The organism is Luteipulveratus halotolerans, assembly GCF_001247745.1.
Lineage (GTDB): Bacteria > Actinomycetota > Actinomycetes > Actinomycetales > Dermatophilaceae > Luteipulveratus > Luteipulveratus halotolerans.
The window spans coordinates 2,570,295-2,586,469 of sequence record NZ_LAIR01000002.1; the positions used below are offsets into that span (position 1 = coordinate 2,570,295).

At 69.7% G+C, this 16,175-nt stretch carries 17 protein-coding genes; 4 read left to right on the plus strand and 13 right to left on the minus strand.

The genetic code is table 11. From position 1 onward, the window contains the following. Positions 1-9 precede the first annotated feature (9 nt). The 4 genes from VV01_RS12910 to VV01_RS12925 are packed head-to-tail and all read right to left on the minus strand — an operon-like array spanning position 10 to position 3,073. Positions 10-396 carry a barstar family protein gene (locus VV01_RS12910; protein WP_050670243.1) on the minus strand — a complete coding sequence of 129 codons (387 nt, stop codon included), beginning with the start codon at positions 394-396 and terminating at the stop codon, positions 10-12. Continuing rightward, positions 393-872, minus strand: a complete 480-nt coding sequence (locus VV01_RS12915; protein WP_050670244.1) for a ribonuclease domain-containing protein — start codon at positions 870-872, stop codon at positions 393-395. The genes VV01_RS12910 and VV01_RS12915 overlap by 4 nt, the downstream gene beginning before the upstream one ends. After that, positions 865-1,932: a quinone-dependent dihydroorotate dehydrogenase gene (locus VV01_RS12920; RefSeq protein ID WP_231635230.1), complete on the minus strand. Its 1,068-nt coding sequence runs from the start codon at positions 1,930-1,932 to the stop codon at positions 865-867. Before VV01_RS12920 ends, VV01_RS12915 begins: the two co-directional genes overlap by 8 nt. A 37-nt stretch (positions 1,933-1,969) precedes the next feature. Further along, complete coding sequence (locus VV01_RS12925; protein WP_050670245.1) at positions 1,970-3,073, minus strand: mannose-1-phosphate guanylyltransferase; 1,104 nt, start codon at positions 3,071-3,073, stop codon at positions 1,970-1,972. Between the two features lie 109 nt (positions 3,074-3,182). Between VV01_RS12925 and VV01_RS12930 the strand changes: the two genes are divergently transcribed. Continuing rightward, entirely contained in the window at positions 3,183-4,307 is a 1,125-nt protein-coding gene (locus tag VV01_RS12930; RefSeq protein WP_231635231.1) for a glycosyltransferase family 4 protein, read from the plus strand. 185 nt (positions 4,308-4,492) lie between these two features. Here the strand turns inward: VV01_RS12930 and VV01_RS12935 are convergent, their stop codons facing one another. From VV01_RS12935 to trpS, 5 genes are all read right to left on the minus strand, one after another. Further along, on the minus strand, positions 4,493-5,230 hold the full coding sequence (locus tag VV01_RS12935; protein ID WP_050670247.1) for a succinate dehydrogenase/fumarate reductase iron-sulfur subunit: 738 nt from the start codon (positions 5,228-5,230) through the stop codon (positions 4,493-4,495). Next, positions 5,230-7,215: a fumarate reductase/succinate dehydrogenase flavoprotein subunit gene (locus VV01_RS12940; RefSeq protein WP_050670248.1), complete on the minus strand. Its 1,986-nt coding sequence runs from the start codon at positions 7,213-7,215 to the stop codon at positions 5,230-5,232. Before VV01_RS12940 ends, VV01_RS12935 begins: the two co-directional genes overlap by 1 nt. Before the next feature lie 14 nt (positions 7,216-7,229). Beyond that, positions 7,230-7,949, minus strand: coding sequence for a succinate dehydrogenase cytochrome b subunit (locus VV01_RS12945; RefSeq protein ID WP_050670249.1), 720 nt, complete (start codon positions 7,947-7,949; stop codon positions 7,230-7,232). Between the two features lie 64 nt (positions 7,950-8,013). Beyond that, positions 8,014-8,529: a 2'-5' RNA ligase family protein gene (locus VV01_RS12950; RefSeq protein WP_050670250.1), complete on the minus strand. Its 516-nt coding sequence runs from the start codon at positions 8,527-8,529 to the stop codon at positions 8,014-8,016. Between the two features lie 21 nt (positions 8,530-8,550). Continuing rightward, positions 8,551-9,582: a tryptophan--tRNA ligase gene (gene trpS, locus VV01_RS12955; RefSeq protein WP_050670251.1), complete on the minus strand. Its 1,032-nt coding sequence runs from the start codon at positions 9,580-9,582 to the stop codon at positions 8,551-8,553. Between the two features lie 146 nt (positions 9,583-9,728). On the opposite strand from trpS, the gene VV01_RS12960 reads away from it, so the two are divergent. Next, a complete protein-coding gene (locus tag VV01_RS12960; RefSeq protein ID WP_050670252.1) occupies positions 9,729-10,526 on the plus strand; it encodes a DeoR/GlpR family DNA-binding transcription regulator in 798 nt (265 codons plus the stop codon). On the opposite strand, the gene VV01_RS12965 is transcribed toward VV01_RS12960, so the two are convergent. Genes VV01_RS12965 through VV01_RS12980 form a run of 4 tightly spaced genes read right to left on the minus strand, consistent with a single transcriptional unit; the run spans position 10,514 to position 14,356 of the window. Then, a complete protein-coding gene (locus VV01_RS12965; RefSeq protein WP_082220961.1) occupies positions 10,514-11,470 on the minus strand; it encodes a TIGR03564 family F420-dependent LLM class oxidoreductase in 957 nt (318 codons plus the stop codon). The two genes, VV01_RS12960 and VV01_RS12965, sit on opposite strands and share 13 nt — an antisense overlap. Before the next feature lie 28 nt (positions 11,471-11,498). Further along, the gene (locus VV01_RS12970; protein ID WP_050670253.1) at positions 11,499-12,302 is read right to left on the minus strand and encodes an HAD-IIA family hydrolase; all 804 of its coding nucleotides are present in this window, start codon (positions 12,300-12,302) and stop codon (positions 11,499-11,501) included. Positions 12,303-12,341: 39 nt separating this feature from the next. After that, a complete protein-coding gene (locus VV01_RS12975) occupies positions 12,342-13,133 on the minus strand; it encodes an exodeoxyribonuclease III (protein ID WP_050670254.1) in 792 nt (263 codons plus the stop codon). A gap of 5 nt (positions 13,134-13,138) precedes the next feature. Next, complete coding sequence (locus tag VV01_RS12980) at positions 13,139-14,356, minus strand: NADP-dependent isocitrate dehydrogenase (RefSeq protein ID WP_050670255.1); 1,218 nt, start codon at positions 14,354-14,356, stop codon at positions 13,139-13,141. 131 nt (positions 14,357-14,487) lie between these two features. Between VV01_RS12980 and VV01_RS12985 the strand changes: the two genes are divergently transcribed. Together VV01_RS12985 and VV01_RS12990 are read left to right on the plus strand one after the other, a co-directional pair. Then, entirely contained in the window at positions 14,488-15,081 is a 594-nt protein-coding gene (locus tag VV01_RS12985) for an ATP-binding protein (RefSeq protein WP_050670256.1), read from the plus strand. Positions 15,082-15,199: 118 nt separating this feature from the next. Beyond that, complete coding sequence (locus VV01_RS12990) at positions 15,200-16,135, plus strand: hypothetical protein (protein ID WP_071606376.1); 936 nt, start codon at positions 15,200-15,202, stop codon at positions 16,133-16,135. The last annotated feature ends 40 nt before the right edge of the window (positions 16,136-16,175 follow it).

The window sequence follows — 16,175 nt, forward strand, 5'->3', positions numbered from 1 at the left end:
CCAGCGATGCTAGCCCGCGATCAGCACGACGACGAAACCACCCTCGCCCTCGTCAGCACGCTCCTGCAGGATCTCCACGGCCGTACGCCGGACCGCCGGGTCGACGTCGTCGCTGCCGGTCCACGCCACCAGAACCCCCGGTTCGGCGCGCAGGTCGGACAGCGCGTCAGCCAGAGCGTCCCAGTTGCGACCGAACCAGTCGGGCAGGGCCAGGTCTCGCTGGACCGCCTCGAGCAGCGCGACCTTGTCGGGAGCCGCTGTGGTGTCCAGGTGCAGCGCGGTCCAGCCCTCACGGCGGGCCAGGTCGAGGACCTGCTCGGCAGGCGCGGCGCCGTCGTACAGACCGGAGCCGCGCTCGCGCAGGACGGCCTGCAGGTCGTCGGGTCGCGCGCTCATCGGCGGATCCTCTTGAAGGACTCGTAGTGGTCGTCGGTGTAGTAGAGCGTGCCGCGGCGTTCTTTGATGATGCGCCGGGCGCCGCGGTCACGCTCATCCGGAGTCACGACGGTGAACTCCTGGTAGCGACCGTCGGCCGGCAGCAGGCGTTCGCGGTTGCGGAACGTCATGCCGTCCTGCTTGTACGGGTAGGGGCCGCCCCGGGCGATCAGCCCCAGCGTCGTCTTCGCCTCGCGCGGCAGGTCGGCGTACGCGATCGTCGGCAGGTCGTCCTGCTGCCCTGTCGGGTCGCTCGCCGCGCCGGAGGCGCCCGCGCTGCTGTCCGCGGTCGCCGCGGGTCGGGTCGTCGGGATGACCTCGTCCGGGGTGCCGCCGCGGGCACCCCACACGATCACCAGGATCAGCAGCAGGAGACTGACGATCACCAGGACCCAGTTCTTCCAGACCCAGGCGAGCCCGCTCTTGGCGTCAGCCATGTCGCAGCTCGTGGTTGAGCTCGGCGACCAGCGCCGGGCCGCGGTAGATGAAGCCGGTGTAGATCTGCACGAGGTCTGCTCCTGCGTCGATGAGCGCGCGCCCGTCGGCTGCGGTCATGACCCCGCCGACGCCGATCACGGGCAGGTCGGTCTCGCCGGCCAGTCGGCGTACGACGTAGCGGGCCCGCCGCGTCAGCGGCGCGCCGGACAGTCCGCCGACCTCCTCGGCGAGAGGGAGATCGCTCGCGGCGACACCGTCGCGCGACAGCGTCGTGTTGGTGGCGATGATGCCGCTGACATCGGTCTCGTGGACGACCTCGAGCACCTCGTCGAGCGCCTCGTCGGTGAGGTCGGGCGCCACCTTGACGAAGATCGGCGTGGGCCTCGACAGCCGGCGACGGCCCAGGTGGGCGGCCTCGGAGGTGATCGCGGCGAGCAGCTCGCGCAACGGCTCGCGGTCCTGCAACGAACGCAGACCGGGAGTGTTGGGACTCGACACGTTGACGGCGACGTAGCTCGCGAGGCCGTCGAGCGCCCGCAGACTGGCGAGGTAGTCGCCCACCGCGTCACCGACCGCGGTCGTCTTGGTCTTGCCGATGCTCACGCCGATCGGGATGCCGGGGTCGCCTGCCCGCCGGAGGGTCTCGGCCAGCGCCTCGGACCCGGCGTTGTTGAAGCCCATGCGGTTGATGACGCCCTGGCTGTCGACGAGCCGGAACAGCCGCGGCTTGTCGTTGCCGGGCTGCGGTCGAGCGGTCACGGTGCCGAGCTCGACGTGACCGAAGCCGAGTGAGTCCCAGGCCTTGACGCCGACACCGTCCTTGTCGACGCCGGCAGCCAGGCCGACACGACCGGGGAACCGGATGCCCGCGAGCGTCACCGGGTCGGTGGGTACGCGCAGCGCACGACGCAGCTGGGCCAGCACACGGGGGCGCTCCCCCAGCTGAGCGAGCCGGCGCAACGTCGTGTGGTGGGCGTGCTCGGCATCACCGTGGCCGAGCCGGAACAGGGTCGGACGCACGAGCGAGCGGTAGCCCAGGTCGAGGGCTCGAGGTGTCACGGTCGGCACCCCCCGACCCTAGAACGGCGGGCCGCCATCAGGTGAGGTACTCGCGGCCGGACAGCTTGAGCCGCTCGACGATCTTCTTGACGTCCTGGGCGCGCTCCTGGGTCGTGACCAGGACGGCGTCCTCGGTGTCGACCACCACGACGTCGTCCAGTCCGAGCGCGACGACGGTGCGCCCGGACTGGGGCGCGACGAAGCCCGTGGCGTCCTGCATGACCACGAGGTCGGGCTCGCCGAGCACCTTGACGCCCGGGGTGCCCTCCGCCTCGACCACGAGCGACGCGAGAGAGGCGTAGTCGCCCACGTCGTCCCAGTCGAACGTGCCAGGGACGACGGCCACCCGTCCGTCGACCGCCGCGGGCTCGGCGATGGCCGGGTCGATGGCGATCTTGGTCAGGCGCGGCCACAGCTCGTTGAGACGCAGCGGGTTGGCCGCGATCGAGCGCAGGTAGTTGGCCATCACGGGCTGGTAGCGAGCGAGCATGTCGAGCAGGTCAGCGGCACCGACGACGAACATGCCGGCGTTCCACCGGTATTCGCCGCTCTCGAGGTAGCGCTGGGCCGTGACGCCGTCGGGCTTCTCGACGAACGCCTGGACTCCACGCGCGTCGGGTGCGCCCTCGACCTCGAGCTCCTTGCCGATCTGGATGTAGCCGAAACCGGTCGAGGCGTGGGTCGGCTCGATGCCCAGCGTGACGAGCTTGCCGGTGCGCGCGACCGCGACGGCCTGGCGTACGCACTCGCGGAAGCCCTCGTCGTCGCGGATCACGTGGTCGGCGGCGAACGAGCCCAGCACGGCCTCAGGGTCTCGGCGCTCGAGGATCGCGGCGGCCAGACCGATCGCGGGCATGGAGTCGCGCGGGGACGGCTCGACGATGAGGTCGTCCTCGCCCAGGTCGGGCAGCTGCTCGCGGGCGGCCTCGGCGTGCAGACCGCCCGTCACGACCATCAGTCGCTCACCGGACAAGGGTGCGAGCCGGTCGACCGTGCCCTGCAGCAGCGAGCGGCCGGTGCCGGTCAGGTCGTAGAGGAACTTCGGCGAACCCGCGCGGGACAACGGCCACAGCCGTGTGCCCGAGCCGCCCGCAGGCACCACGGCCCAGAAGCCCTCGATCTCGCCACCCGAGTCAGACATGGCGCCGACGGTAACTCACGCCGTTCACCCGACGCTCACCGGACACTCAGGTCGCAGACCACCGGGTGCCACCCGACGTCGGGACCGTGAAGGTGTGCGAATCGCCATTGTGACCGAGTCGTTCCTGCCGACGCTCAACGGTGTGACCACCAGCGTCTGCCGCGTCCTGGACTGCCTGCGCGCAGCCGGGCACGACGCCCTGGTGATCTGCCCCGGCCCGGCGCCCGCGTCGTACGCCGGGTTCCCCGTCCACACGGTGATGGGCGTGACGCTGCGCCAGTTCCGGGTGGGCCTTCCGTCGTACGGCATCGAGAAGATCCTCAAGGACTTCCGCCCGGACGTCGTGCACGCCGCCTCGCCGTTCGGCCTGGGAGCACGCGGCCTCGCCGCCGCCCGCAACCTGCGCATCCCCGCCGTCGCGATCTACCAGACCGACATGCCGAGCTATCTCAAGCAGCACGGCGGCCCCGCCGGCGGCTTCGTCGAGAAGGCGTCCTGGCGCTGGATCCGGCACATGCACACGCTCGCCGACCTCACGCTCGTCCCCAGCACCCAGACGCTGAGCGAGCTGCGCGGCCACGGCGTACCCCGCACGGCCCTGTGGCGTCGCGGCGTCGACACCGAGATGTTCGACCCGGCCCGGCGCGAGGAGAGCGCCGTGCAGGACCTGCGCGAGATGCTCGCCCCCGCCGGCGAGACAATCGTCGGGTACGTCGGCCGGCTGGCTCCCGAGAAGGAGGTCCGCCGGCTCGCCGAGGTCGCCGACCTGCCGGGCGTGAGCCTGTGCATCGTCGGTGACGGCCCGTCGCGTGCGTCGCTGGAGCGGTTGCTGCCGAAGGCGAGCTTCCTCGGCTACCGCTCGGGTCTGCCCCTGGCGCAGGCGTACGCCGCCCTCGACGTGTTCGCGCACACCGGCACCAAGGAGACGTTCGGGCAGACACTGCAGGAGGCGATGGCCGCGGGCCTGCCGGTCGTCGCTCCCGCCGCGGGTGGCCCGCTCGACATCGTCAAGCCCGGCGTGACCGGTCTGCTGTTCGACCCCGACCACGACGGTGCACTCCGCCAGGCGGTCGGTGGCCTGGTCGCCGACGGTTCGATGCGTGACCGGATGGGTACGGCCGCGCGGGCCAAGGTCGCCGACCGCTCGTGGATGTCGCTGGTCGAGGAGCTCATCGCCTACTACGACACCGTGATCTCGCCGAGCTGGTCGACCCGCTCCCCCGCCGCCGCCTGAGCCTCTCGGCGAAAGCTGGCGAGCAGCACACCCATACCTGTGCAGCTCGCCACCTTCTGCCGCATCCTCTGACGAATCTCGGCTGTCCGGCACTCCATGCACTGCCGAACAGACGAGATTCGCCGCATGCGGAAGGCCCGGCCCGCCGTGCTGGCGGACCGGGCCCTCGTCGTACGACGACTGCGTCAGGCCTGCTTGGCCTTGCGGAAGTCGCTGTTGAGCGTCGAGATCACGTCGAGCGGGATCTCCTTCGGGCACGCGGCCGAGCACTCACCGATGTTGGTGCAGCCGCCGAAGCCCTCGTGGTCGTGCTGGTTGACCATCGACACCACGCGCGCGTCACGCTGGGACTGGCCCTGCGGCAGCTCGGACAGGTGCGTGATCTTGGCGCCGAGGAACAGCATGCCCGAGGCGTTGGGGCAGGCCGCCACGCACGCACCGCAGCCGATGCAGGTCGCGGCGTCGAAGGCCCGGTCGGCCTTCGGCTTGGCGACAGGGAGGTTGTTGGCCTCCGGCGCAGCACCGGTGTTGACCGAGATGAACCCGCCCGACTGGATGATGCGGTCGAACGCCGACCGGTCGACGACCAGGTCGCGCACGACCGGGAACGCCTCGGCACGCCACGGCTCGACGGTGATGGTGTCGCCGTCCTTGAACGAACGCATGTGCAGCTGGCAGGTCGTGGTGACCTCCGGGCCGTGCGCCTGACCGCTGATCATCAGACCGCACATGCCGCAGATGCCCTCACGGCAGTCGCTGTCGAACGCGACGGGCTCCTCGCCCTGGGCCGTGAGCTGCTCGTTGAGGACGTCGAGCATCTCCAGGAACGACATGTCGTCGGTGATGTCGCTGACCTTGTAGGTCACCAGGCGACCGGAGTCGTTCGGACCTTCCTGGCGCCAGATCTTCAGAGTGAGGTTCATTACTTGTAGCTCCGCTGCTTCAGCTCGATGAAGTTGTAGACCAGGTCTTCCTTGTGGAGCACCGGTGCACCGCCCTCGCCGCCGAACTCCCAGGCCGCGACGTACGCGAACTCCTCGTCGTGACGCAGCGCCTCGCCGTCCTCGGTCTGGGACTCCGCACGGAAGTGACCACCGCAGGACTCGCGACGGTGCAGGGCGTCGATGCACATGAGCTCGCCGAGCTCGAGGAAGTCGGCCACCCGGCCGGCCTTCTCTAGCGACTGGTTGAGCGTGTCGGCCGAGCCGAGCACCCGCACGTTGCGCCAGAACTCGTCCTTGAGCGCGCGGATGAGGTCGATGGCCTTGCGCAGGCCCTCCTCGGTGCGCTCCATGCCGCAGTACTCCCACATGATGTTGCCGAGCTCCTTGTGGAAGGAGTCGACCGAGCGCTCGCCGTTGATCGACAGCAGCGTCGAGATGCGGCTCTCGACGGACTGACGTGCTTCGACGACCTCAGGAGCGTCCTCGCTGACCGGCTCGTACGGGCCGGACGCGAGGTAGTTGCGGATCGTGTTGGGCAGGACGAAGTAGCCGTCGGCCAGGCACTGCATCAGCGACGAGGCGCCGAGACGGTTGGCGCCGTGGTCGGAGAAGTTGGCCTCGCCCGCGGCGTACAGGCCCGGGATGTTGGTCTCCAGGTCGTAGTCGACCCACAGGCCACCCATCGTGTAGTGCACGGCCGGGTAGATGCGCATCGGGACGACCCGCGGGTCCTCGCCGGTGATGCGCTGGTACATGTCGAAGAGGTTGCCGTACTTGGCGTCGATCTGCTCACGCGTCATGCGCGACAGCGCGTCGGAGAAGTCGAGGTAGACGCCGCGACGGAAGTCGCCGACCATCGGGCCGACACCGCGGCCCTCGTCGCACATGTACTTGGCCTGCCGCGAGGCGATGTCGCGCGGGACCAGGTTGCCGAACGCCGGGTAGATGCGCTCCAGGTAGTAGTCGCGGTCCTCCTCGGCGATGTCGCGCGGGTCCTTGTCGCAGTCCTCGCGGCGCTTGGGCACCCAGATGCGACCGTCGTTGCGCAGCGACTCCGACATCAGCGTGAGCTTGGACTGGTGGTCGCCGCTCACGGGGATGCAGGTCGGGTGGATCTGCGTGTAGCACGGGTTGCCGAAGTAGGCGCCCTTGCGGTGCGCGCGCCAGGTGGCCGTGACGTTGCAGCCCATCGCGTTGGTCGACAGGAAGAACACGTTGCCGTAGCCGCCGGAGGCGAGGACGACGGCGTCGGCCAGGTGCGTCTCGATCTCACCGGTGACCATGTCGCGGGCGATGATGCCGCGGGCCTTGCCCTTGACGACGATCAGCTCGAGCATCTCGTGGCGGGTGAACTGCTCGACCGTGCCGGCCGCGACCTGACGCTCCATCGCCTGGTAGGCGCCGATCAGCAGCTGCTGACCCGTCTGGCCACGCGCGTAGAACGTACGGGCCACCTGCACACCACCGAACGAGCGGTTGTCGAGCAGGCCGCCGTAGTCGCGGGCGAACGGCACGCCCTGCGCCACGCACTGGTCGATGATGTTGGTCGACACCTCGGCCAGGCGGTAGACGTTGGTCTCACGCGAGCGGTAGTCGCCGCCCTTGACCGTGTCGTAGAAGAGGCGGTAGGTCGAGTCGCCGTCGTCGTTGTAGTTCTTGGCGGCGTTGATGCCGCCCTGCGCGGCGATCGAGTGGGCGCGACGCGGGCTGTCCTGGTAGCAGAACGACTTCACGTGGTAGCCGGCCTCGCCGAGCGTGGCGGCTGCCGAGGCACCGGCCAGGCCGGTGCCGACGATGATCACCGACAGCTTGCGGCGGTTGGCCGGGTTGACCAGCTTGTTGTCGAACTTGGCCGTGGTCCACATCTGCTCGATGGGGCCGCCCGGCGCCTTGGTGTCGGCGATCGGCTCGCCGACGGTGAACATGTCACCGCCGGGGAGGTCCTGGGTCTGGGTGTCAGTCATGGGTCGATGAGTCCTTAGTCGATCACGCCGAAGAGCACGAACAGCGGGGGCAGCACGAAGCCGACCGCGACCACCAGGGCGACGGCGATCGCGACCAGGTTGGCCGTACGACGAGCGCTCGCCGTACCCGTGAGGCCGAGCGTCTGCGAGGCGCTCCAGATGCCGTGCCGCAGGTGCATGCCGAGCGCGACCATCGCCAGCAGGTAGATCAGCGTCAGCCACCAGACCTGGAAGGAGTCGACCACCAGGGCGTACGGGTTGTGCTTGATGTCCGGACCGTTGCCCTGGTCACCGACGTTCACCTTGGGGAGGGTGAAGTTGATGATGTGCCAGATCACGAACAGCAGCAGCGCGAGGCCGCCCCAGCGCATCCAGCGCGCCGAGAAGGTCTGAGCGACGCGCTTCTTGACGGCGTACTTCTGGGGGCGGGCCTGGCTCGCACGCTTGGCGAGCTGCGCTGCGGAGTAGACGTGCAGGATCAGGCTGAGGACGAGGACGACCTCGATGATCGTGAGTAGCCCGTGCCGGGGCAGGATCGGCTCGCCGAAGGTCCGCAGGTGCTCGGAGTACTCGTTGAACGACTCCTCCCCCGCGAAGAGCTTGAGGTTGCCGTACATGTGAGCGATGACGTAAAGGACGAAGATGATGCCCGTCGAGGCCATCAACGTCTTCAGGAAGATCGTGCTGCCGACCTTCCCCGTCCGCTTCTTCGCGGGGAGGGTGTTCGTTGCCACGTCGCGAACTTTACTGGCACGTCGTTCGTTCGCGCCCGGTGAGGGCAACCTTGCGTGACCGCGGTCACACGCCGAACGCGAACCGCCGCACGGATCGCCACACCTGGTCCTCGCCGTGCTCGTACAGGTCGAAGCCGTTGACCTCGAAGGAGCACTCGTACGACGACAGCGCGGCGAACGCGCGGTCCAGCGCCTCCTCGTCGATGCCGTGGGCGATCGTGACGTGCGGGTGGTAAGGGAACTCCAGGCGGCGTTCGACCGGACCGGATCGCACCTGCTGCTCGAGCAGCTCACACGCACCGATGCCCTCGGCGACCGCGACGAACACCACCGGCGAGATCGGCCGGAAGGTGCCGGTGCCGCGCAAGGTCATCCGGAACGGCCGGGCCCACGACGCCGACCGCTCCAGGTGCTCGGCCAGCGCGTCACGGTCGGCGTCCTCGACGGGCGTGGGGGGCATGAGCGTCACGTGGGAGGGCACGGCGTCGGCGAGCGGGTCGCCCACCTCGCGGCGTACGTCCTGCAGCTGCTCGCCGTACGGCGAGGGCACCGGGATCGAGACACCAATCGTGCGGGTCATGGGATCGAACTCTGCCCGACGTCAGCGAGCCGCGGGGAGGAAGCCGACGGCGTCGTACACGCGAGCGAGCGTCGCGGAGGCGACCTCACGCGCGCGCTCAGCACCGCGTGCGAGCACCCGGTCGAGCTCGGCCGGGTCACCGACGAGCTCGTCGACGCGCGCCTTGAACGGCTCCTGCACCTCGGCGACGAGCGCGGCGACGTCGGTCTTGAGCGCGCCGTACTTGTTCTCGCCGGCGTACTGCTCGACGAGGGCGTCGACCTTCTCGCCCGAGAGCGCCGAGTGGATGCGCAGCAGGTTGGCGATGCCGGGCTTGGCCTCGGGGTCGTAGCGCACGGCGTTGTCGGTGTCGGTGACGGCCGACTTGATCTTCTTGGTGTTGGCCTTGGGCGCGTCGAGCATCATCAGGTTGCCGGCCTGGTTGTCGGCCGACTTGCTCATCTTGGCGGTGGGCTCCTGCAGCGACATGATCTTGGCGGTCTCGGCCGGGATGTGGGCCTCGGGGATCACGAACGTCGTGCCGTAGCGCGCGTTGAACCGCTGCGCCAGGTCACGGGTGAGCTCGAGGTGCTGGCGCTGGTCCTCGCCCACCGGGACGGCCGTCGCGTCGTACAGCAGGATGTCGGCGGCCATCAGCATCGGGTAGGTGAACAGCCCGACGTTGGTGCCCTCGGTGCCGCGCTTGCCGGCCTTGTCCTTGAACTGCGTCATGCGGGCGGCCTCGCCGTAGCCGGTCAGGCAGTTGAGGACCCACGCGAGCTGGGAGTGCTCGGGCACGTGGCTCTGGACGAAGACGGTGGAGCGCTCGGGGTCGATGCCACCGGCGAGGTACTGGGCGGCGGTGACGCGCGTACGACGGCGCAGCTCCTCGGGCGTCGGGCCCACGGTCAGCGCGTGCTGGTCGACCACGCAGAAGAACGCGTCGAAGTCGGACTGCATCCGCACCCAGCTGACCTGCGCTCCGAGGTAGTTGCCCAGGTGGAGCGAGTCGTGCGTGGGCTGCATACCCGAGAGGATCCTCGGCGTGGGCGTGGTGGTGTCCAACGACGGCATGCGCTGATTGTGCCGTGCGGACCTGCCACGATCCCACCCGACCCCGGCCGTTCACACGCGGGAACGCCCACTGCCTGACAGGTACGGTGTCGGTTCCTGTTACTTGTGCGTCACCGCCGCCGCATCCACGCACGCTGGGAGGTTCGATGCTGGCACGACAGCGGCAGGAGCTGATCCTGCGGGAGGTCGAGCAGAACGGCGGCGTCCGCGTCTCCGAGCTCGTCACGGCGCTCGGCGTCTCCGACATGACGGTTCGCCGCGACATCGAGACGCTCGCCGGCAAGAAGCTCGTCCTGAAGGTCCACGGCGGCGCCGCCGCGGTCGGCGAGCGCCACCCGGACGAGCCGGGCTTCTCGGTGAAGTCGGAGATGAACCCGGTCCGCAAGTCCGAGATCGCCCGGACGGCCGCGTCGCTGATCGCGCCCGGAAGCACCATCGCGGTCTCGGCGGGCACGACCGCCTACGCCGTCGCCGACGAGCTGCGGCCGATCAAGCGACTGACCGTCGTCACCAACTCGCCGCGCGTCGCCGAGCTGCTGTACGACCCCGTCCGCGACGACCAGCTCGTCGTGCTCACCGGCGGTGTGCGTACGCCGTCGGACGCCCTCGCAGGGCCCGTCGCCAACGCGATGCTCGCCACCATGCACGTCGAGACGCTCATCCTCGGCGTCCACGGCATCGACCTCGCCGCGGGGCTCACGACGCCGAATCTTCAAGAAGCACAGACCAATCGGGCGCTCATCAAGTGTGCGCAGAAGATCGTCGTCGTCGCCGACCACAGCAAGTGGGGCGTCGTCGGCCTGCAGACCATCGCGATGCTCGACCAGGTCGACACACTCGTCACCGACGCCGAGCTGGGTGACGACGCGCGCCGTGCCATCGCCGACCTCGGCGTGCACCTGATCGTCGCCCCGCGCAGCGACCTCGACGCTCAGGACGCCTGACGGCGAGCTCGTCCGCGGAGCGCACCGAGCAGCTCCCAGGTGCGGCGCTGACTCTGCGGCCCGCCCAGGTCGGTCTGCGTCGCGTAGATCTCGGTGACTCCGGCGTCGGCGTACCGCTGGAGGCCGGCGGCGACGGTCTCCTCGTCGCCGATGAGCGCCATGTCGGCTGCGCGCTCGGCGCCCTCGGCGTCCAGGACCGCGCGGTAAGAGGGCAGCGTCTCGTAGAACGCCATCTGCTCCAGGGCCGTCGCACGGACCGTCTCGACGTCGTCGGTCACGACTGTGACGACGCCCGCGGCGATCGTCGGCGTCGGACGTCCGGCCCGAGCGGCCGTCCGGTCCAGATCGGGCCGCAGCCGGCTGCCGATGAACCGCGGGCCGGCGAGGAACGGGATCGAGCCGTCGGCCAGCTCGCCCGTGGCTCGCACCGCCTGCGGACCCATCGCGGCGACCAGGACGGGTACGCCGCTGCCGCCGGCCACGGTGGTCGGCAGCACCGGGCGCGCCGTCAGCGTCTCGCCCTCGAAGTCGGCGCCGTCACCCTCGATGAGGTCGTGCAGCACCCGCAGGTACTCGCGCAGCCGCGCGATCGGCCGCTCCGTCGTGAGTCCGAACGTCCGCTGCTCCAGGGCCTTGCCGCCCAGCCCGAGGCCCAGCGTGAAGCGGCCGTGGCTCGCCGCCTGCGCGGTCATCGCCTGCGAGGCGACCACCACCGGATGGCGCGGATTGATCGGCACGACCGACGTGCCGACCCGAAGGCCGGGCACGCTCGCGCCGACGGTCGCCGCGAGCGAGAGCGAGTCCAGGTCGTACGTCTGGCCGAACCAGACCGCATCAACACCCAGGTCGTGCACCGTGCGCGCCTGGTCGATGACGTCGTGCACGGCGTTGACGGCGCCGGGCCGCGGCCAGCGGGCGACACCCAGCGGCAGGGAGAGGCTCATGTGAGGCCCAGCCTCGGGCGCCGGGCGCTTATTCCGCGGCCGGTGCGAACTGCTCGATGAGCGGGACGACGTCGGCGATCGACTCGACCACCCGCGTCGGCACGAACGGGTGCCGGTCGACCTGGTGCGGCCGGGTCGAGCCGGTCAGCACCAGGATCGTGCGCAGGCCCGCCTCGAGGCCGCTGACGATGTCGGTGTCCATGCGGTCGCCGATCATCACCGTCGTCTCGGAGTGGGCGTCGATGCGGTTGAGGGCGCTGCGCATCATCAGCGGGTTGGGCTTGCCGACGTAGTACGGCTCGACGCCCGTCGCCTTGGTGATCAGCGCCGCGATGGAGCCGGTGGCCGGCAGCGGCCCCTGCGGGCTCGGGCCGGTCGCGTCGGGGTTGGTCGCGATGAACCGGGCGCCGTCCTCGATGAGCCGGATCGCGCGCGTGATCGCCTCGAAGGAGTACGTGCGCGTCTCGCCCAGCACGACGTAGTCGGGGTCGCGCTCGGTCATGATGTAGCCGGCGTCGTGCAGCGCCGTCGTGAGTCCGGCCTCACCGATGACGTATGCGGACCCGCCCTCGCGCTGGTCCTGCAGGAACTGCGCGGTCGCGAGCGCCGACGTCCAGATCGACTCCTCGGGCAGGTCGATGCCCGAAGCGCTCAGCCGCGCTCGCAGGTCACGCGGGGTGTAGATCGAGTTGTTGGTCAGCACCAGGAAGCGGCGACCGGCGTCCTGGAGCCGCTTGAGGAAGTCTGCGGCGCCCGGGATCGCCTGCTCCTCGTGCACGAGGACGCCGTCCATGTCGGTCAGCCAGCACTCCACCGGCCTGCGGTTGGTCATCCCGGCCTCCTCGTCTCGTGGGCGGTCGCGCCCAGTCTGTCAGTCCAGGACGTAGTCGACGACGACCGCGGCGTGATCGCTCCAGCGCTCTGCGTAGGTCGCCGCACGACCGACCTCGGCGTGCTTGACCAGAGCGCCCAGTGCGGGACTCGCGATCTGGTAGTCGATGCGCCAGCCGGCGTCGTTGTCGAACGCCTTGCCCCGCCAGGACCACCACGTGTAGGGGCCGTCGACGTCACCGGCGTACGCCCGGCCGACGTCGACCCACCCGTCGTCGAACCAGGTGCTCAGACGCGCCTGCTCGTCCGGGAGGAACCCCGCCTTGCCGCGGTTGCCCTTCCAGTTCTTCAGATCGCGCTGGGTGTGGCACACGTTGAGGTCACCGGTCAGCACCACGTGCCCGTCGCGCAGCTGCGCGAGACGCGTGGTGGCCGCGTCGAGCAGGGCGTACTTGTCGTCCTGCTTGGGGGTGCCGGCCTCACCGGTGTGGACGTAGGTCGAGATCACGGTGACGCAGTCGCCGCTCTCGGTACGGATGTCGGCCTCGACCCAGCGGCCCTCGTCGGGCAGCCCGGGGAGGTGAGCCGACCGGCGTACGACGGGCAGCCGGCTGAGCACGGCCACGCCGGCGCGCCCGGCCGCAGGGCCGGGCGCGTCGACGATGTGCCAGGTGTCGAACGGGGTCTGCTCGAGCGCGGCGGACAGCTGCTCGGAGGTGGCGCGCACCTCTTGCAGCGTCACCACGTCGGGCTGCTGAGCGGCGAGCCAGTCGAGCCCGCCGCGGCGCAGCGTCGCGCGAATCCCGTTGACGTTGGCGCTGATCAGGCGCAAGACCGTCAGGCCATCGCCTTCTGGAGGTTCTCGTCCAGGGCGGCGAGGAACTCCTCGGTCGTGAGGAACGGCTGGTCCTTGCTGATGAGCAGGGCGAGGTCCTTGGTCATCTTGCCCTCCTCGACCGTCTCGATGCAGACGCGCTCGAGGGTCTCGGCGAACTGGGTGACCTCGGGGGTGCCGTCGAGCTTGCCGCGGTGAGCCAGGCCACGGGTCCACGCGAAGATCGAGGCGATCGGGTTGGTGGAGGTCGCCTTGCCCTGCTGGTGCTGGCGGTAGTGACGGGTCACCGTGCCGTGGGCCGCCTCGGCCTCGACCGTCTTGCCGTCGGGGCTCATCAAAACCGAGGTCATCAGACCGAGCGAGCCGAAGCCTTGCGCCACGGTGTCGGACTGCACGTCACCGTCGTAGTTCTTGCAGGCCCAGACGTAGCCGCCCTCCCACTTCATCGCGGAGGCGACCATGTCGTCGATCAGGCGGTGCTCGTACGTCAGGCCGAGCGCGTCGAACTGCGGCTTGAACTCCTTGTCGAACACCTCCTGGAAGATGTCCTTGAAGGCGCCGTCGTAGGCCTTGAGGATGGTGTTCTTGGTCGACATGTAGACCGGCACCTTGCGCTGCAGGCCGTAGTTGAACGACGCGCGAGCGAAGTCCTCGATCGACTTGTTGTAGTTGTACATCGCCATCGCGACGCCGCCGTTCTCGTCGTACTGGGCGACCTCGTGGACCTGCGGCTCACCGCCGTCGGCGGGCGTGTAGGTGATGGTGACGGTGCCCGGGCCGGGGACCTTGAAGTTCTGCGACTTGTACTGGTCACCGTGGGCGTGGCGACCGATGATGATCGGCTTCGTCCAGCCCGGCACCAGGCGCGGCACGTTGCTGATGATGATCGGCTCGCGGAAGATCACGCCGCCGAGGATGTTGCGGATCGTGCCGTTGGGGCTCTTCCACATCTCCTTGAGGCCGAACTCCTCGACACGGGCCTCGTCCGGGGTGATCGTCGCGCACTTGACGCCGACGCCGTACTCCTTGATGGCGTTGGCGGAGTCGATGGTCACCTGGTCGTCGGTCGCGTCGCGGTTCTCGATGCCCAGGTCGAAGTACTTCAGGTCAACATCGAGGTAAGGGTGAATCAGCCGGTCCTTGATGAACTGCCAGATGATGCGCGTCATCTCGTCGCCGTCGAGCTCGACGACGGGGTTCTTGACCTTGATCTTCTCCATGCTGACTTCTGGCTCCTGTGGGATGAGGTGGAACGGCGCGCGGTGGCGGCCCCAGCAGGCTACGCCTCCGCCTGCGCGGCCCGTGAATCGGTCGGCCGGTTCGTGCGGCGCCCTTCGGTAGCCTCCCCGCCATGCGAGACGGGGAGCTGCTGCTGATCTTCGGCCCGCCGGCCGTCGGCAAGATGACGGTCGGCCGGGCGGTCTGCGCGCGCTCGGGCTTCCGCCTCTTCCACAACCACCACACGATCGAGCCGCTGATCGAGGTGTTCGACCACGGCACACCCCCGTTCAACCTCCTGAACGCCGAGTTCCGCCGCCGGGTCATCGAGGAGGCAGCCGCCTCGGGAACCCGCCTGGTCTTCACCTACGCCTTCGCCGTCGACCTGGTCGAGGACGTCGCTGAGGTCGAGCGACTGATCGCGCCGTACGCCGACGCCGGCCTGCCCGTCTCGGCCGTCGAGCTGCAGGCCGACCTCGACACACGCCTGGCCCGCAACCGCGGTGCCGACCGGATCGCGGCCAAGCCGTCGAAGCGCGACCTCGCCTGGTCGGACGACCACGTACGTTCGACCCACGCGACCTATCGGATGCACACCGCCCCCGACGACCCGTCCGCGGCCGACGCGCTGCTCGCGCGCATGCCCCACCTGCGGCTCGACAACACCTCGCTGAGCCCGCAGGCCGCGGCCGGCGCGATCCTGGACTGGCTCCCGACCACCCGCTGAGGAGCTGGGGGTCGCACGGGGAGCCATGACTCCCCCCTGGACCCCCAGTTCCTGCTCGTTCCGGAGTTGTCCACAGGCCGCCCGCGCCGATCTGCCACGCCCGGCACACTCCGTGTCCGTGGACGAGCCCTCGAAGAGACGACCGCGCCGCGCATGGCGCGCAGCTGTGACCGCCGACGTCGCTGCGGCGCAAGGTGGGGCGCTCTCGCGCGCCCAGCTGAGGGCTCGTGGCGTCACTCGCTACGACGTCCGCGAGGAGGTGGCAGCCGGACGGTGGTCCGTTCGGGGGCATCAGACCGTGTTCATCCCGCCGGTGGAGCAAGAGCTCGCGGACCGGTGGTCAGCCGTGTTCGAGGTCGGCGCCGGAGCACGGCTCGACGGAGTGACGGCGCTGCTCCAGGCAGGGCTCAAGGGCTGGAGCCAGGAGGTGATCGACGTGTCGGTCCCGCACCACAAGAAGGTGCGCCGGGTACCCGGAGTCAGGATCCATGCCGTGCGCGCACTCGAGGCGCTCACAACCCACGCTCTACCACGTACGCGCACGGAGATCGCGACGATCCGCGCCGCTGTGTGGGCGGTGTCCGACCGACAGGCGGCGACGTTCATCGCGATGGCCGTGCAACAGCGGCTGGTGGCCAAGCCGGCGCTGCTCGAGGCATGGGACCAGATGTCGTACGTGCGCAACGCCGCCTTCCTCGGGCAGATCATCCGAGACGTGTGCGCCGGAGCCGAGTCGTTGGGAGAGCTCGACTTCGCCCGACTCTGCCGCCAGTACGGCCTCCCTGAGCCTGAGCGGCAGGTCGTGCGCCGCGAGGGCAAGAGCCGCGTCTACCTCGACGTGCGTTGGCGTGACCGCGCGGTCGTCGTCGAGGTGGACGGCGCTCAGCACTTCAGCGGGCTCACCCCCGTCGACGATGCTCTGCGGCAGAACGCGGTCGTCCTCGGCGGTGACGCTGTTCTGCGGATCCCCGTCCTGGGCCTGCGTCTTTACGAGAGCCAGTTCATGGAGCAGGTGCGCGCAGCGCTCGCCGCCGAGGTGCGCCGTACTGCGTAGGGGTGGGGGTCGTCATGGGAGGTATGGCTCCCGCTACGAC

Excerpts from the sequence above, each read along its gene's own strand:
- VV01_RS12910 (WP_050670243.1), bottom strand. The coding sequence starts at position 396 with ATGAGCGCGCGACCCGACGACCTGCAGGCCGTCCTGCGCGAGCGCGGC.
- VV01_RS12915 (WP_050670244.1), bottom strand. The coding sequence starts at position 872 with ATGGCTGACGCCAAGAGCGGGCTCGCCTGGGTCTGGAAGAACTGGGTC.
- VV01_RS12925 (WP_050670245.1), bottom strand. The coding sequence starts at position 3,073 with ATGTCTGACTCGGGTGGCGAGATCGAGGGCTTCTGGGCCGTGGTGCCT.
- VV01_RS12935 (WP_050670247.1), bottom strand. The coding sequence starts at position 5,230 with ATGAACCTCACTCTGAAGATCTGGCGCCAGGAAGGTCCGAACGACTCC.
- VV01_RS12940 (WP_050670248.1), bottom strand. The coding sequence starts at position 7,215 with ATGACTGACACCCAGACCCAGGACCTCCCCGGCGGTGACATGTTCACC.
- VV01_RS12950 (WP_050670250.1), bottom strand. The coding sequence starts at position 8,529 with ATGACCCGCACGATTGGTGTCTCGATCCCGGTGCCCTCGCCGTACGGC.
- trpS (WP_050670251.1), bottom strand. The coding sequence starts at position 9,582 with ATGCCGTCGTTGGACACCACCACGCCCACGCCGAGGATCCTCTCGGGT.
- VV01_RS12960 (WP_050670252.1), top strand. The coding sequence starts at position 9,729 with ATGCTGGCACGACAGCGGCAGGAGCTGATCCTGCGGGAGGTCGAGCAG.
- VV01_RS12965 (WP_082220961.1), bottom strand. The coding sequence starts at position 11,470 with ATGAGCCTCTCCCTGCCGCTGGGTGTCGCCCGCTGGCCGCGGCCCGGC.
- VV01_RS12970 (WP_050670253.1), bottom strand. The coding sequence starts at position 12,302 with ATGACCAACCGCAGGCCGGTGGAGTGCTGGCTGACCGACATGGACGGC.
- VV01_RS12980 (WP_050670255.1), bottom strand. The coding sequence starts at position 14,356 with ATGGAGAAGATCAAGGTCAAGAACCCCGTCGTCGAGCTCGACGGCGAC.
- VV01_RS12985 (WP_050670256.1), top strand. The coding sequence starts at position 14,488 with ATGCGAGACGGGGAGCTGCTGCTGATCTTCGGCCCGCCGGCCGTCGGC.